Origin of the sequence: Tenacibaculum piscium, from assembly GCF_021390715.1 — a bacterium.
In the GTDB taxonomy this organism is placed as follows: domain Bacteria; phylum Bacteroidota; class Bacteroidia; order Flavobacteriales; family Flavobacteriaceae; genus Polaribacter; species Polaribacter piscius.
In genome coordinates this window covers 22,714-38,696 of sequence record NZ_JAJGWT010000005.1, presented here as the reverse complement: position 1 = coordinate 38,696, position 15,983 = coordinate 22,714, and the positions used below count along the sequence as shown (strand labels likewise).

18 protein-coding genes are annotated in these 15,983 nt (G+C 31.4%); 4 read left to right on the top strand and 14 right to left on the bottom strand.

Going from position 1 to position 15,983, the window contains the following annotated elements:
* The first annotated feature begins 62 nt into the window (after positions 1-62).
* Both L0U77_RS06515 and L0U77_RS06510 read left to right on the top strand, forming a co-directional pair.
* On the top strand, positions 63-704 hold the full coding sequence (locus L0U77_RS06515) for a class I SAM-dependent methyltransferase (protein ID WP_233897310.1): 642 nt from the start codon (positions 63-65) through the stop codon (positions 702-704).
* Between the two features lie 21 nt (positions 705-725).
* Positions 726-2,210, top strand: coding sequence for an FAD-dependent oxidoreductase (locus L0U77_RS06510; RefSeq protein ID WP_233897292.1), 1,485 nt, complete (start codon positions 726-728; stop codon positions 2,208-2,210).
* 3 nt (positions 2,211-2,213) lie between these two features.
* Here the strand turns inward: L0U77_RS06510 and L0U77_RS06505 are convergent, their stop codons facing one another.
* A complete protein-coding gene (locus L0U77_RS06505) occupies positions 2,214-3,146 on the bottom strand; it encodes a 3-hydroxyacyl-CoA dehydrogenase family protein (RefSeq protein ID WP_338126515.1) in 933 nt (310 codons plus the stop codon).
* Positions 3,147-3,153: 7 nt separating this feature from the next.
* A complete protein-coding gene (locus L0U77_RS06500; RefSeq protein ID WP_193700141.1) occupies positions 3,154-4,119 on the bottom strand; it encodes a Gfo/Idh/MocA family protein in 966 nt (321 codons plus the stop codon).
* A 395-nt stretch (positions 4,120-4,514) separates the two neighbouring features.
* On the opposite strand from L0U77_RS06500, the gene L0U77_RS06495 reads away from it, so the two are divergent.
* Positions 4,515-5,156: a protein-L-isoaspartate(D-aspartate) O-methyltransferase gene (locus L0U77_RS06495; RefSeq protein ID WP_101917352.1), complete on the top strand. Its 642-nt coding sequence runs from the start codon at positions 4,515-4,517 to the stop codon at positions 5,154-5,156.
* Between the two features lie 76 nt (positions 5,157-5,232).
* Here the strand turns inward: L0U77_RS06495 and L0U77_RS06490 are convergent, their stop codons facing one another.
* The 5 genes from L0U77_RS06490 to L0U77_RS06470 all read right to left on the bottom strand — a co-directional run bounded on the left by L0U77_RS06490 (position 5,233) and on the right by L0U77_RS06470 (position 8,892).
* Positions 5,233-5,424, bottom strand: coding sequence for a lipoprotein (locus L0U77_RS06490; protein WP_233885250.1), 192 nt, complete (start codon positions 5,422-5,424; stop codon positions 5,233-5,235).
* A gap of 17 nt (positions 5,425-5,441) precedes the next feature.
* Complete coding sequence (locus L0U77_RS06485; RefSeq protein ID WP_101917349.1) at positions 5,442-6,302, bottom strand: substrate-binding domain-containing protein; 861 nt, start codon at positions 6,300-6,302, stop codon at positions 5,442-5,444.
* Between the two features lie 8 nt (positions 6,303-6,310).
* Positions 6,311-7,228 carry a nucleoside phosphorylase gene (locus L0U77_RS06480; protein WP_233897293.1) on the bottom strand — a complete coding sequence of 306 codons (918 nt, stop codon included), beginning with the start codon at positions 7,226-7,228 and terminating at the stop codon, positions 6,311-6,313.
* A 214-nt stretch (positions 7,229-7,442) separates the two neighbouring features.
* A complete protein-coding gene (locus L0U77_RS06475; protein ID WP_233885258.1) occupies positions 7,443-8,153 on the bottom strand; it encodes a hypothetical protein in 711 nt (236 codons plus the stop codon).
* Positions 8,154-8,190: 37 nt separating this feature from the next.
* A complete protein-coding gene (locus tag L0U77_RS06470) occupies positions 8,191-8,892 on the bottom strand; it encodes an HmuY family protein (RefSeq protein ID WP_233885260.1) in 702 nt (233 codons plus the stop codon).
* 84 nt (positions 8,893-8,976) lie between these two features.
* Here L0U77_RS06470 and L0U77_RS06465 point away from each other — a divergent pair, with 84 nt between their 5' ends.
* Positions 8,977-10,011 (top strand): cytochrome-c peroxidase, encoded by a 1,035-nt coding sequence (locus L0U77_RS06465; RefSeq protein ID WP_233897294.1) that lies wholly within the window; start codon positions 8,977-8,979, stop codon positions 10,009-10,011.
* Between the two features lie 514 nt (positions 10,012-10,525).
* On the opposite strand, the gene L0U77_RS06460 is transcribed toward L0U77_RS06465, so the two are convergent.
* The 7 genes from L0U77_RS06460 to L0U77_RS06430 form a co-directional block, all read right to left on the bottom strand.
* Positions 10,526-10,849: a translation initiation factor gene (locus L0U77_RS06460; RefSeq protein ID WP_101915731.1), complete on the bottom strand. Its 324-nt coding sequence runs from the start codon at positions 10,847-10,849 to the stop codon at positions 10,526-10,528.
* A 26-nt stretch (positions 10,850-10,875) separates the two neighbouring features.
* The gene (locus L0U77_RS06455) at positions 10,876-11,823 is read right to left on the bottom strand and encodes an isopenicillin N synthase family dioxygenase (protein ID WP_233897295.1); all 948 of its coding nucleotides are present in this window, start codon (positions 11,821-11,823) and stop codon (positions 10,876-10,878) included.
* Positions 11,824-11,902: 79 nt separating this feature from the next.
* Complete coding sequence (locus tag L0U77_RS06450; protein WP_101917336.1) at positions 11,903-12,661, bottom strand: DUF6048 family protein; 759 nt, start codon at positions 12,659-12,661, stop codon at positions 11,903-11,905.
* Entirely contained in the window at positions 12,642-13,127 is a 486-nt protein-coding gene (locus tag L0U77_RS06445; protein ID WP_233897296.1) for a DUF6452 family protein, read from the bottom strand. Before L0U77_RS06445 ends, L0U77_RS06450 begins: the two co-directional genes overlap by 20 nt.
* 20 nt (positions 13,128-13,147) lie before the next feature.
* Positions 13,148-14,599 (bottom strand): 23S rRNA (uracil(1939)-C(5))-methyltransferase RlmD, encoded by a 1,452-nt coding sequence (gene rlmD / locus L0U77_RS06440; RefSeq protein ID WP_101917333.1) that lies wholly within the window; start codon positions 14,597-14,599, stop codon positions 13,148-13,150.
* Between the two features lie 102 nt (positions 14,600-14,701).
* Entirely contained in the window at positions 14,702-15,397 is a 696-nt protein-coding gene (locus tag L0U77_RS06435; protein WP_101917332.1) for a YiaD family glycine zipper/OmpA-like lipoprotein, read from the bottom strand.
* Between the two features lie 49 nt (positions 15,398-15,446).
* Positions 15,447-15,935 (bottom strand): lipocalin family protein, encoded by a 489-nt coding sequence (locus L0U77_RS06430; protein WP_233885265.1) that lies wholly within the window; start codon positions 15,933-15,935, stop codon positions 15,447-15,449.
* Between the last annotated feature and the right edge of the window lie 48 nt (positions 15,936-15,983).

Genomic DNA, 15,983 nt, shown 5'->3' with positions numbered 1-15,983 from the left:
CATTAAACAAACAAGAAAAACAAGTGAAAAAAACGAAAACCCCATGGGCAACGAAAGATGCGATGCGTCAGGTTTATGAATTAAATTTATGGGGAAATAATAACACCGATTTTTATTCGGGAGCGGGTTCGCATCAGGCGGAAATTGTAACACCTTATTTATCGGCGGTAAGTTCATTTTTAACATCTTTTGAAACGCCTTTAACGGTTTGCGATTTAGGCTGTGGCGATTTCAATATCGGAAAAGAATTGGTGAAATATACAAAGCAATATATTGCCATAGATATTGTGCCAGAACTGATAACATATAATACAGAAAAATTCAAAAATATAAATGTAACCTTTCAAACTTTGGATATTGCAAAAGATGCCTTACCAACTGCCGATTGCGTAATTTTAAGACAAGTTTTACAGCATTTATCGAACGATGAGGTTCAAAATGTAGTGAATAAATTAAGTAATTATAAATATGTTATTCTAACCGAACATTTGCCAAATGGCGAATTTATTCCGAATAAAGATATTATTTCAGGACAAGGAATCAGGTTGAAAAAACAAAGCGGATTAGATATTTTAAAAGCTCCTTTTAATTTCAATATAAAAACAGCAAAACAATTAGTTGCTGTTGCTATTAATGGTGTAAATCATCAAAATAATAAATTTAATAAAGGCGTTATTCTAACCACGCTTTACACTATTTTTTAAGATAGCATAAACTAAAACCGTATGAATAATTTTAATTTGCGTATTTGTCATCAATGTAAAGGTGAAGGTAAAAAACCTAGAAGAGTCAATAAAAGAATCAATAAAAATAATAAAACAGCTTTTTTAGAAGAAAAACCGAAAATAACCTATTATAAATGCAAAAATTGTGATGGTTCAGGATTGATAAAAATTATAAAAACGGATACTTCTAGTATTCAAAATGATGAAAATAAAAATGATAAAGTAACGGATAATTATCCTCATATTGCAATTATTGGAGGCGGTATCGGAGGTATTGCTTTGGCGGTTGCTTGTTTGCATCGAAAGATTCCTTTTACACTTTATGAACGTGATTATAATTTTGATGCACGTTCGCAAGGCTACGGATTAACCTTGCAACAAGCCAGTAAGGCAATGGAAAGTTTTGGGATTTTCAAATTGAAAAAAGGTGTTATTTCCACAAAACATATAGTGCATACTTCTGATGGAAAAATAATTGGCGAATGGGGTATGCGAAAATGGGTATCACCAACAATATCAAAAGCATCAAAACAAACATCAAAACGAACGAATATTCACATTGCACGACAATCTTTACGTTTTGAACTCCTTGAACAATTAGGTGATACGAAAGCCATAAAATGGGGACATCAATTGATTGGTTTTAAAGAAAATAATCATCAAAATAACGATGATAAAAAGAATAAAGCCATTACCTTGGATTTTCAAGTTGATGGAAAAATACACAATGTAACTGCTGATATTGTGGTGGGTGCTGATGGTATCCGAAGTACTGTACGTCGTTTATTATTTGAAAATAGGGAGCAAAAAAATTCACCTTTACGATATTTAGGCTGTATCGTGATATTAGGAATTTGTCCTTTAGATGCTTTAAATGGTTTGGAAAATTCATTATTAGATTCTCAAACGGTATTTCAAACCGCGAATGGAAATGAGCGTATGTATATGATGCCATACGATTCGAGTTCGGTAATGTGGCAATTAAGTTTTCCTATTTCAGAAGAAAAAGCTAAAGAATTGAGTAAGAAAGGAGCAAAGGCATTAAAAGAAGAAGCTTGTCGTAGAACTCCATGGCACACACCGATTCCAGAAATTTTAAACGCTACTTTAGAGGCTCAAATCTCTGGATATCCTGTGTATGATAGAGCGTTACTTTCTTTAGATTTTATGAAAGAAGCCAAAGAAATAACACTTCTTGGTGATGCCGCACATCCAATGAGTCCGTTTAAAGGACAAGGAGCAAACCAAGCATTATTAGACGCATTGTTGTTGGCACGTATGATTTCAAAAAAATGTGGACATTTCTCGAAATGGCGAACATTGGGCATTCGAGAAACGGTATTAACCGATTTTGAAACCCAAATGTTAGCAAGAAGTGCCTCTAAAGTAAAAGGTTCTGCCGATGCTGTAAAAATTTTACATTCTGATACCGTACTTCAACAAGCAAATCAAACACGAGGAAGCGATTTAAAAGATTTAAAATAGTATTTATTTTAAAAACATTTTCGATACTTTTTCAGCTTTTTTAGTTGTTGAATAATCGTAAAAACCTTCTCCAGATTTCACACCTAATTTTCCTGCATTTACCATATTTACTAATAATGGACACGGTGCATATTTAGGATTTTTAAAACCATCATAAAGCACCTTTAAAATAGCTAAACAAACATCCAAACCAATAAAATCAGCAAGTTGTAAAGGACCCATTGGGTGTGCCATTCCTAATTTCATAACGGTATCAATTTCAGTAACACCAGCAACGCCATTATATAATGTTTCGATGGATTCGTTAAGCATCGGCATTAAAATACGATTTGCCACAAAACCTGGATAATCATTTACTTCAACAGGAGTTTTACCTATTTTTTTCGCTAAATCAACCGTGAAATTCATAACAGCATCTGCCGTATTATATCCTTTGATGATTTCTACCAATTTCATAATTGGCACAGGATTCATAAAATGCATGCCAATAACTTTTTCAGGTCTGTTGGTCGCTCCTGCAATTTGTGTGATCGAAATAGAAGAAGTATTCGTCGCTAAAATCGTTTTTTCAGGACAAAGAGCATCTAATTCTTTAAATATTTTTAATTTTAAGGATAGGTTTTCGCTCGCAGCTTCTACCACTAAATCAGCATTTTGAACGCCTTTTTCAATAGAAGTATGTGTCGAAATATTCTCTAAGGTATTTTTTTTAGCTTCTTCGGATATTTTTTCTTTGACAAGCATTCTGTCTAAATTCTTGGTAATAGTTACCATGGCTTTGTCGAGTGCGTTTTGAGAAATATCAATTAAAGAGACCGAATAACCGAATTGCGCAAAAGTATGTGCAATACCATTTCCCATAGTTCCAGCTCCTATTACAGCAATGTTTTTCATGTTTTTTTTGATAATTAGGTTAATTTTTGAGTGTTTTTTGATGGTATTTTTAGTTGTCAAAACAATCAATAATCATGTGAGCAACACGCAATGCTTCTGTTCCTTGAGCTAGTGATACAACGGGAATTGTATCGTTATTAATTGCATTGGCAAAGGATTCTAATTCGTCTAAAATAGCATTATTTTCAACCACGGTAGGATTATCAAAATAAATTTGTTTTTTCACGCCTTCGGCATTTTGCAAAATCATGGCAAATTCGTCAGGACTTTCAGGAACATTTTTCATTTTTACTACTTCGGATTTTTTCTCTAAAAAATCAACAGAAATATAGGCATCTTTTTGAAAAAAACGACTTTTACGCATGTTTTTCATCGAAATTCTACTCGATGTTAAATTAGCAACACAGCCATTTTCAAATTCAATACGTGCATTGGCAATATCTGGCGTATCAGAAATTACAGCAACACCGCTTGCGTGTACATTTTTTACTTTTGATTTCACTACGGATAAAATAATATCAATATCATGAATCATTAAATCTAAGACTACAGGCACATCTGTTCCTCGAGGATTAAATTCTGCTAATCGATGTGTTTCGATAAACATTGGTGTATCAATCATATTTTTAACGGCCATAAAAGAAGGGTTAAAACGCTCTACATGACCAACTTGTCCTTTTACATGATGTTGACTCGCTAATGTTCGAATTGCTTCTGCTTCTAAAACGGTATTGGTTATCGGTTTTTCAATAAAAATATGTTTTCCTTGTTCGATAGCTTGTTTGGCACATTCAAAATGAGATAATGTTGGCGTTACAATATCAATAACATCAACGGCTTTTATTAAATCATCAATAGAATCAAATAATTTATAACCAAATTCATTGGCTATTTTTTGAGCATTTTCAGTAAAAGGATCGTAAAACCCGACCAATTCGTATTTTTCAGATTGTTCTAATAAACGTAAGTGAATTTTCCCTAAATGACCTGCACCTAAAACTCCAGCTTTTAACATAATATGTTTAATTTTTTATTTAAAATTTATTAATTTTACCAGTAATTTCATGGTTATTTTTAACGTTTTTAACTAAAATTTCAAATAAATAGCAACTAAAATTTCAAGAGAAAACATCTTTAAATAACCGTGTTTTTAACCTTATAATTGCTTCGGATATCACCAAAAAAGCAATGCAAACAAAGATACAATTTTATACATATTTATTACTACTTTTGATTTTTTGAAATTAAATTATTACAGACAATTAATTTGAAGTAGTAGTATACGATTTTTTCACTTGAAAAACAGTATTAGTTATTTGTTTTTCAGTGTTTTGTATACGTGCTATTTTTGTTTTTTTAATTATTAAGTTAAAATTGTCAAATTAAAATTATCACAGTAGATTACAATTAATGAGAGATACTACAAAGCATCAAGGACTTCGAAATAAGTTAGCAATTGTTTTACAATCAAAAGGTATTGTTGATGAAAAGGTGTTAAATGCGGTTCGTAAAATCCCAAGACACTTATTTATTGATAGTAGTTTTGAAGCGCACGCTTATCAAGATAAAGCATTTCCTATTACAGCGAATCAAACAATTTCGCATCCGTATACGGTAGCGTTTCAATCGCAGGTTTTAGAGGTAAAAGCAGGAGAAAAAGTACTTGAAATCGGAACAGGTTCAGGATATCAAACAGCGGTTTTGTTAGAATTAAAAGCCAAAGTATATTCTATTGAGCGTCAGCACGAATTGTTTAAAAAAACATCGTTATTTTTACCTAAAATAGGATATCGACCAAAACGTTTTATTTTTGGTGATGGCTATATTGGTTTATCCGAAGAAGCTCCTTTTGATAAAATTATTGTAACCGCAGGTGCACCATTTGTGCCAAAACCGTTGTTAAGTCAATTAAAAGTAGGAGGGAAATTACTGATTCCCGTAGGTGATAAAGAGCAAATAATGACGTTATTTATTCGGAAATCGGCAAAAGAATTTGAAAAACACGAATTAGGGGATTTTAAATTTGTACCGATGTTACAAAAGAAAAATTAACAAATCTACTTTTAGTTAGCAGATTTATTAATTTTTATGTTGATTTTTTGAATATCAAACGATATTATCATTTTGATTATTCTGTAATTATACTTGCATCAGCAACCATAATTGCTGATGTAATTTCAGCTTTTTCTAGTTGATATTGTTTTTGATATTGTTTTGTTGTTGGTTCATTTTTGGCTAAACCACAAGGGCTTGTACTTCCGCAAGAAGAAAAACCGATAAGACTAAGCGTGCAAATGGTAATAACTATTGTTTTTTTCATTTTGTTTGGTTTAAAAATCAAATATACATATTTCTGATTAATTCACTAGAATCTATTGTTGAATCAATAACGCTAAAACCGACCATTTTATTTTGTATGTTGGTTATTAAGTCTTCAGATATCGGTTCGCCGTCATTCCATTGCGTTATTGATAACCATTCTTGAATGTCTTCCAATTGCTGTTCATATCTGATTGCTAGTGTTTTATCGATGTTTGGTGTTTCTTTAAAATCAGCAGTACAGGTATTAATAGTTTTTAATACTTTTTGTACGGCTTCAAAATGATGTTCCAAAACTTCGTTCCTAACCGCTACCACAAAACAAGGCCAAGGAGTTGGGCAATCTCCTAAGCGTCTAAAAGTCTGATTATCAACTAAAGGTTTTGTTGTAAAATGTTCCCACATAAAATAATCGGCAGTTCCGTTTGTTAAAGCATCGATTCCACCTTGCAAATCACCGACTACTTTAAATTTTAATTGATCGATATCCCAACCATTATTATGAGCATTTACAATTGCCATCAAGTGTGATCCAGAACCAAAACGGCTTATGGCTACGGTAGCATTTTTTAGGTCTTCTATTTTTTTAAAAGATGATTTTTTCCCTACATGAATCCCCCAAATTAACGGACTTTTTACAAATGTCTGTGTTATTTTAGATGGATTTCCATTGATGATATCTTTAATAATTCCTTCGGTAAGTACAATGGCAATATCTACTTCACCGGCACGTAATGCTTTGCACATTGCACCTGTACCACCAGGGAAATCCTGCCAACGTAAGTTGATATCTTGTTTGGTATATTCTTTGTTTTTTAAGGTGGTGTACCATGGATAATTAAAATGTTCAGGAACACCACCTACTTTTAAATTTGTCATTTATTGATTTATTGAACTAATTTATTTAATGTATATATTATTAAATCGGCTGTAATTTTTTCGGGATTTTCACTAAAATCACCTGTTGCTCTGTTTGCGATAATGGCATTCATAGAAACGGCGTTATGTCCTAGTAATTTTGATAATCCATAAATAGCAGAAGTTTCCATTTCTAAATTGGTAATTCTATTATTTTGATATTCAAAACTATCTATTTTATTATTTAGGGTTGCATCTTGCAATGGCAATCGTAATACACGTCCTTGAGGTCCGTAAAAACCGCCTGCTGTAGCTGTAATTCCTTTATAAACTCTAGTAGAGTGTATGTTTGAAGTTATGCCTGAATTTATTTCTGAAGTTATTTCTGATGATAATTTATCTTCTAAAAATGTACTATTAGCAATAATTATTGGACTTGCTTTTTCGGTATTCCAATTGGTGTGTTTTACGAAAGCGTTTTCTATTTCTGGATGAGAAATTGCTGTTATTTGATACGAATGTAACATTCCATTTAAATCTAAAGCATGTGTGCTTAGTAGAAAACTATTTACAGGAATATCAGCTTGTAAAGAACCAGAAGTTCCGATACGGGTAATATTTAACTGTGTATGTGTCTTTTTTACGTGGCGTGTTTTTAAATCGATATTTACCAAAGCGTCTAATTCGTTTAAAACAATATCAATATTATCAGGACCAATTCCTGTTGAAATTACGGTAAGTCGTTTACCTTTATAAGTTCCTGTAGTTGTTTTAAATTCTCTTTTTTGTGTGGTAAACTCAATCGTATCAAAATGTTGTGTAACTTTATCAACACGATTTTGGTCTCCTACAAAAATAATATCGGTAGCAATATGTGTTGGTTTTAAATTTAAATGATAAATACTTCCATCAGCATTTAAAATAAGTTCAGAGTTTTGTATGTTCATTAACTATTTTAGTTTTAGCGCCACCAAGATAAGAAAAATCAACAGGTAATATTGCATAATAGTTATTTAGATTGATGCTTAATTTTAAGTGCTTCTTTAATTGAGTTTGATATACTTTCAAAAATATACTTTCAAAAAAAATAGAACTGCGATTAACAGTTCTATTTTTATTATTTTTTTAGATGATTTAAAACATATTCTTAAAATTCAGGAATTATATTTTTTCATCTAAGTTTGGGTTTCCTTTTTCAGGATTATAATAATATTGAATTACATAATCAATGGTTTCTTTTTTATCAAAATCAGTATTTGTTCTTTTAATTGATTTGATTGCCATTTTTGCAAAATGTCCGTCATGTGTTTTGAATATAAAAACGATTGGTTTTAAGAGTAAAACATCACGATTTTGTGAAGAACGATAATACCAAGTTTTACGAGAATCTCCAGAAAAATTTCTAGGCAACCAGTTTATAGCGGCTATATAGTTTTCGTAACCTCTATTTAAAGCGTCTTGTTGATATATATGGTCAGGTAACCCAAGAGCAGAAGTACGAGTTTCAAATTCATCTTCTTGCACTGAAACAGCTACATCCTTACTTCTTTTAGGTTCATTTTCTAGTCCTATTTTTTCGCCACCTTCGTATTTAGAAAGTCCATTTACTAGAAAAACACGTCCTCTTATGGCAAAATCCCAAGCATCACTAGTTGGTTCTAAAGCACCTTCTTTAAAGCTAAATTTATGAAAATCACCAGTTTGTTTATCTGTGATTGTTTGGTCTCCAAGGGCAGTTGTAGTAACTTGAAGTGTCTTTGTGTTTGTTTTAGGTAATTTTTCTTCGTCTTTATCGGAACATCCTGTAAGGGTAAGTGTGGTTAAAAAAAGTGCTAAAAAAGTTTTTGATAATAGCATTGTAATTTTTTTCATGATTGTTATTTTATGATTGAAATTTATATATAGATTTTTAATTAAGTTTTTTGTTTCCTGCAACAGGATTTAAAAAATATTTGAAGGTATAATACGGGTATTTATGCCCAAGAACTTCTTTCATTGTTCCAGAAGTATCTCCGTTTTTATAAAGGTCTTCGATTTTTAATTTTACATAATGTCCATTTTTTGTTTTAATCAGTAAAGTTTGGTTCTTTTTTACTCTAAGCGTGTGGTCATCGTGCATTTCGTATGGGTCGAACATTCCTTTTCCAAAATCATCAATTGCCGTTTTTCCAATACCATCTTGTTTAAAAATAGCATCGGCAGGAACAACAGATATGTTTTCATAATCATCTTTAATAATAGCCGCTGACGCATTTTTTGTTCGCATAGGTTCTAAGACGCCACCAGAGGTATATCCTTGTGTCCATTCTCCGCCATTGATGATAATAATTCTACTTGCAAAGGCAATATCCCAAGAATCATCGGTTACATATGTTGCTTTTTCAAGATTAAATTTGGTGTATACATAATCACCTTTTTCATTTTTAGGAGAAGTAAACATATTTTTAACATGTACGATATTTCCTTCTTTTGTTATCGTGGTAAATTCGGGAACTCGCGAGTCTAAAAATGTTTTTTCTTTTTCATTCTGATTTTCATCTTCCTCATTTTTGTTACAGGATAAATTCAGTATGCTAACTAAAAGCGGTACTAAAAGATATTTTAATTTCATCTTATATTTATTTAGATTAATTCTATTATATTTGCAAATGTATTTATTTTAACATAAAATCAAAGAAAAAAAAAGAAAAAAATAATGAATAATAACTGTTTTTTTAATTTTAAGATCATATTACTTATTAGTTTGGTTATTTTTTATTCCTGTAATAAAAAGGAAGAATTGGTTAAAATCCCTAAAAAAGATGATTATAAGAATTTATTATCCGAAGCAAACAAAATTTTTTCGCCATTGCCAGCAAATGGTTATGTTACATTTAATGAGCTTACTGATGAAAAAATATTTTTAGGAAAACTATTATTTGAAGAAAAAAGATTATCAAAAGATAATACGATTAGTTGTGCATCATGTCATGATTTAGATAATTTTGGTGCTGATACCGAAGCTGTATCAAAAGGAGTTGACGGAAAAACAGGAACTCGAAATGCGCCTACGGTATTTAATTCGAGTTTGCATATTGCTCAATTTTGGGACGCACGAGCAAAAACCGTAGAAGAACAAGCAGGAATGCCAATTTTAAATCCTGTAGAAATGGCAATGGAAAGCGAACAAGCCGTTGTTGATAAAATCAGTAAAATTGAAAAATATCAAGATTTATTTAAAAAAGCGTATCCAAATCAAGCGAATCCAATAAATTTTGATAATTTAACAAAAGCCATTGGCGCTTTTGAGCGAACGCTATTAATGCCTTCAAAATTTGACGAATATTTAAAAGGAAATCAACAGGCGTTAAATCAGCAAGAGAAAAAAGGCTTGTTTATTTTTATGTCTCGAAATTGTATTTCTTGCCATGATGGTCCGTTAGTTGGTGGTGGTAAAATTCGAAATTTCGGTAGTGATATAAGACCTTACTGGGAGCATACTAAAAGTAAAGTTATTGATAAAGGCGTGTTCTCAATAACCAATAAACCGATTGATTTGTATGCTTTTAAAGTGCCATCGTTACGAAATGTGGCAAAAACAGCACCTTATTTTCACGATGGAAGTGTTGCTGAATTAGAAAATGCCATCAGAATAATGGGAAAAGTTCAGTTAGATAAAAAGTTAGAAGAAGCTGATATTAAGAGTATCAAATTATTTTTAGAAACACTTACATCTTATAAAAAGAGTTAGTATTTTTCACCGCTAGTGCAAGTATCTTGCTTGTGCCGTTATAACAAAACAGCTTAATCTAAAATATTTTCAGATACGGTACAAGCGTGACGCTTGCACTAGCAACTAAAATTTTAAACTTAAATTAAAAGATACTTAGAGCCTGTTTAAATTTCATCTGAAAAAAATATAGTGGCAAAAAATGACGGCAAGGGGTTAAAACCCCTTGTTAAAAGGAGCTAAAATTACAAAAAAAGTTAAAAACTGTTGCAAATCAGGATGAGAAACTGAAATAAATTCAGTTTGACGCATTTTTATTTTTAAAACAAGGGGTTTTAAGACCGCTAGCGCAAGCATCTTGCTTGTGCCGTTATAAGTAAAATAGCTTAATCTAAAATAAATTCACATACGGTACGAGCGTAAGGCTCCTACTAGCAACTAGTTTAAATATGACAGATTTGATTAAATTCGATTATATCAAAAATAAAAAAAGTGTTAGAATTGATAAATTCTAACACTTTTTTTATGATTTAGATTAGCCTCCAACACGTTTTACATTAAAGCCTTTATCTTTTAAAATTTGCATGATTTTATCGCGATAATCACCTTGGATAATTATTTTATCATCCTTAAAACTACCACCAACACTAAGTTTGGTTTTAATTTCTTTGGCTAATTTTTTAAAATCTTCGGTAGCGCCGGTGTAGCCATCTAAAATAGTAGTTGGTTTTCCTTTGCGTTTTTCATATTTACAAAGTATTGGGTCGTCTTGTAGCCAAATTGCTGACTTTTTTTCAACCTTTACCTCACTTTCTTGATGATCGGGAAATAAGTTTTTCAATTGATCTTTAAAATCCATGCTTGTTTTATTGTTGTTTTTTACGCTTATTTTTTTAAGCCTAATTCACGTAGGCGTTCGTCTAAAAATTCACCAGCGGTAATATCTTCAAATTGTTTTGGGTTTTGCTCATCAATACAATTTTCTAAAACATCTAATTTCATATCAGAAACAGGGTGCATAAAAAATGGAATTGAATAACGTGATGTTCCCCATAATTCTTTCGGTGGATTCGTTACTCTATGTATCGTCGATTTTAATTTATTATTACTATGACGCGATAACATATCGCCCACATTAATCATCAATTCATCAGGTTGTGCAACGGCATCAATCCAATCGCCTTTATGATTCTGAACTTGCAGTCCTTTTCCTTGCGCCCCCATTAATAAGGTAATTAAATTAATATCACCATGAGCAGCCGCTCTTTCAGCGCCTTTAGGTTCGCTTTGAATAGGAGGATAGTGGATAGGACGCAAAATACTGTTTCCATTTTTGATATACTTATCAAAATAAGTTTCTTCTAAATTCAGGTGTAACGCTAAAGAACGCAATACATATTTGGCTGTTTTTTCTAGCATTTTGTAGGTTTGTTCTCCTACTTTATTAAAATTTTCTAGTTCTTGAACCGTTACATTTTCAGGATATATGTTGGCATATTTAGAACTTGCTTCTACATATTGTCCAAAATGCCAAAATTCTTTTAAATCGCCTTCTTTTTTTCCTTTCGCACTTTCTTTTCCAAAAGAAACATAACCTCTTTGACCACCAATACCAGGAATTTCATATTTCTCTTTTACACTCGTTGGTAAATCGAAAAACTTTTTAATTTCAGCATATAAATTCGTAACTAATTCATCATCTAAAAAATGACCTTTTAAGGCTACAAATCCTATATTTTCATAAGCATTACCAATTTCATTGATAAATTTTTGCTTCTTGTTTTTATCTTCTGATAAAAAGTCGGTTAAATTTACGCTCGGAATTTTATTCATTATTAAATATCTTAAAAGTGTTAATAAGTTTTATCATTAAAAGCTGTAAAGTTAGTAAAATCAAGCGTACATCGTGAAATTACTTATTAACAAAAGGAATTAAATAGGATATTGTATAATTGAATCCAAAACCTGTATTGCTTTCAAAAACACGATTAAAACCAGGAGCATAGAGTGTTTTAAAGTTTTTCTGATCATCTACACTCATCATTATTTTATAAGAAAACCCTGCGCTTAAAAATAGATTTTTAAAAGTTTCTACCTTAATTCCTAATTGAATTTCTGTCCAATGAGCTGTAAGTCCAGTTTCGGTAACAGGAGTTTTTATTGTATTTGATGCAAAATAATTAGTACCAACATTTGTTTTATAATTATTTAAGGTTTGGTCGAAACTTGCAAAACCATATCGAAAACCAACATAAATTTCGTTGTTCATATCCAGCCAATTTTTATAGGCATTGTAATTTGCACCAAGTCGTATGAAGTTTCCTTTTGAGGTTGATTTGGTAAAATCTTCGAAAGTTATTTCTTCTTCATAGCCTATTTCAGTGGCGATATACCAATTTTTAGAAATTCGATAATCGCCGACTAATTCGAGTCCGCTATAACTTTTATCAAAAATGGCTAGGGCAGGTTTGCTGATATCGATTCCTAAACGCAAGCCATAGCCTGTTTTATAAGATATGGAATCGGTTTTATTTTCGTCTTTATTTTTTTGATTATTTATAATTTCTGTATTCGCTTTTAATCTTTTTTGAGATGTTTTTTGAGAAAAACTATTTAGAGAAAAAAACAAGAAGCAAGAACTAAGAATACACTTAAAAATATATTTGTACATGTGCTTTTTTTTGATTGTCAATAGTCGTTATTTTAGACGTTGATATGTTATCAATCCAACCTGTATGCGTTAATTTCACATCATTAAAGATAACTTTATAGCCACACGAACGAGAAACATAAACTTCTTCGGGCTTATAGTTTATAGTTAGTGTTGCTGTTTTATTATTGATACTTAAATTATCGGTCGCATTCATTTTTAACGTATAAACAGTTTGGTTATCCAAACTGTTTAACGGAATATTTATAGAATCGGTATTTTGATTGACAAAAAGACTGTCTTTATTTTGTGCTATTATTGAAAAACGAGTAACTTTCTTTTTTTCAGAAGTATTTTCTTTATCATAAAAGCGAAGCACTAAATTGGGCGTTACGGGATTTTCTACACAAAAATCATCTTTTTCACAAGAGGATAGTCCGATAAAAAAACTCCCTAAAATAAGACACGTAAATACATATTTTTTCATTGAAAAAAGTTTCTTATAAATTATTTTTCGAATAAAACAACGGTTTCGATATGTGCTGTATGTGGAAACTGATCGACTAAACTAATCTTTTTAAGTTTATAACCAGCGTTCATTAATTCTTCAGTATCACGTGCTTGTGTTGCAGGATTACAAGAAACATAGACCATTCTATCGGCATTTAATCGGATGATTTTACGCAATGTTTTTGGCGCAATACCAGCACGAGCAGGATCTAAAATAATGGTTTTAATTTTATTTTGATATTGAGGATGTTCATATAAAAACTTACCAACATCGGCGGCATAAAACTGTAAACCTTCAATTTTATTTCGTTTGGCATTTTCTTTGGCATCTTCAATTGCAGAGGCGACAATATCAACTCCAACTATTTTAGCATTTTCACTTCTTGACGCTAAAATTTGTCCAATTGTTCCTGTTCCACAGAATAAATCCATCACGACAGTATTATCAACAGCTTCTTTATTTTCTAAAGCGTAATCAACGACTTTGGTGTATAATTTTTCTGCGGATTTAGGATTTGTTTGAAAAAAGCTTTTCATACTGATTTCAAAATTTAAACCTAATAACTCTTCTACAATTTTATCTTTCCCTGTAACAAGTTCAATACTTCCTGAGGTTGCAATAGTTCTATCACCAACTTCATCGTTAATTGTATGTAATAATCCTGCTAAACGATCGCCAAAAATATCTTTTAATAAACTAGCAAAAGCTTGCATATCAAATTTTGGTAAATCAGGTGAAGTGGTTACTAAATTGAATAATAATTCGTTAGTTTTATATGATTTACGCACTACAAAATATCGAAAGAAACCTTCTCTTTTTGGTCCGTGCCAAGGCGCTAAACCTGTTTTTTCACAATATTCACGAATTACTTTTAAGTTGTCTTCAACTTGCGCATCAAATAAACCAGAATCTTTGTCTAAATTATCACCCATCCACCAAGTTCCACGGCGTTTAAATCCTAAGGTGAAAAAATCGGCATCGGTTTTGTTAACTCTATCGTATCCAATGGCTGAAAAACCATATTCCATTTTATTTCTGTAGTGAAATACGTTTGGAGAAGAGATAAATTCATCAAATAAATCTTCGATATTTTCAACTTTTCCTATTCTTTGAAATAAAGATAAGGTACTTTCTTTTTTATATTGATGTTGTAATTCAATCGGTAATTGAATGTAAGGCGCTCCAGGAATGTCTTGATAAGGCAATGTTACTTCATCTTTTGATGCTTCTAAAACATCAATTAATTTCGCTTCGGCATATTTTTTACTTGATTTGCTAATTTGTGCCTTCACCAATTGACCTGGCAAAGTATTGGGAACAAAAACAACAAAACTACCTTCTTCGGATTTTATTCGTGCGATTCCTTTTCCTCCAAAAGCGTAATCTTCAATTCTTAATTCTAAAACTTGATTCTTTCTTACAAATTTATTTCGTTCTCTACGTGGCATTGGCTGTTATTTATAGGTTTGCAAAATTATGAAAAGTTATGGATTGATTGCACAAAAAAGACTACTCATTTGAGTAGCCTTTTATATAAAACAACGAAATTCTTATTGTTTCACTTCTTGTTTTGCTTCTTTAACCATTTGTTCGTTTGCAACAATAGCAAATTCAACACGTCTATTTTTACTTCTACCTTCTAGTGTTTCGTTAGAGGCAATTGGGTCGTTAATTCCCAAACCTTTGGTTTCAAATCGACTTCCTACAAGTCCTTTACTTGTTAAGTAATTTTTTACAGCATCGGCTCTTTTTCCAGAAAGTGTTAAGTTATATTCAGCTCTACCAGTACTATCGGTGTATCCGTAAATTACGATATTTGTGTTTTTATATTCTTCAAAAACAGGAACTAATTTATCTAAATTTGCTTGTGCTGTTGGTGTTAAGCTTGATTTATTGGTATTAAATCGAACGGCACTTTCACCTAAAGTAAGCATAATTCCTTCGCCAACTCTTTCGACATCGGCTCCAGGTAGTGCTTCTTTAATTTCACGTGCTTGTTTGTCCATTTTATTACCGATAACACCTCCCGTAACTCCACCGACAACGCCTCCTAGAACAGCTCCTAATTCTGAGTTTTTACCTTTTCCTAAATTATTTCCAAGAACTGCTCCTAAAAGCGCTCCTGCGGTAGTACCGATTACCGCTCCTTTTTGAGTATTGTTAGCATTTTTCACAGAACTACACGAAGTGAATGTGCTACCTATTAATACGACAACAGCTAAACTATAAATGATTGTTTTTTTCATGATATATCTTTTTAAATTAGGTACTTATTGATGTTAAATGATTGCAATATTAGTTTCTTTGAAATGAATAAGTAATATTTTTGATACTACCAGCAACATTAATTTTATCAACTAAATCAAAACTTGTTTGTGTTAAATTATTGATATTTAAAACAAAGCCGTTATTTACATTTTTCGCTTTATGGCTATTGATTATTTTTAATACAAAATTTCCTTCTTTATTGATATACCAAGTCGTTGGAGAATTAAAATCAACACAAGAAGTACTCGGATTATTAAGGCTCATTTGTCCTTTATTATTGTTTGAAATAAAGCTCCAATTACTTCCGATAAAACAGTTAGAATCAGCAATATTAAAAGAAGTCACTTTAAATAAGTTAGCACCTGTGTAATTAATTGCGCTAATAGTCCAGTTTCCTTTTAGGATTTTTTCAGTTTTGTTGTCTAATTTGGTATTTACTGCTGAAGCGGTTGTTTTACAGCCAATACTCATTGAAATTGTAGCTAAAAATAGCATAAAAAATAAGGTCTTTTTCATGTTTTTCATAATTTGATTTAGATTTATAATAGTTTAAGTCGATTCGTT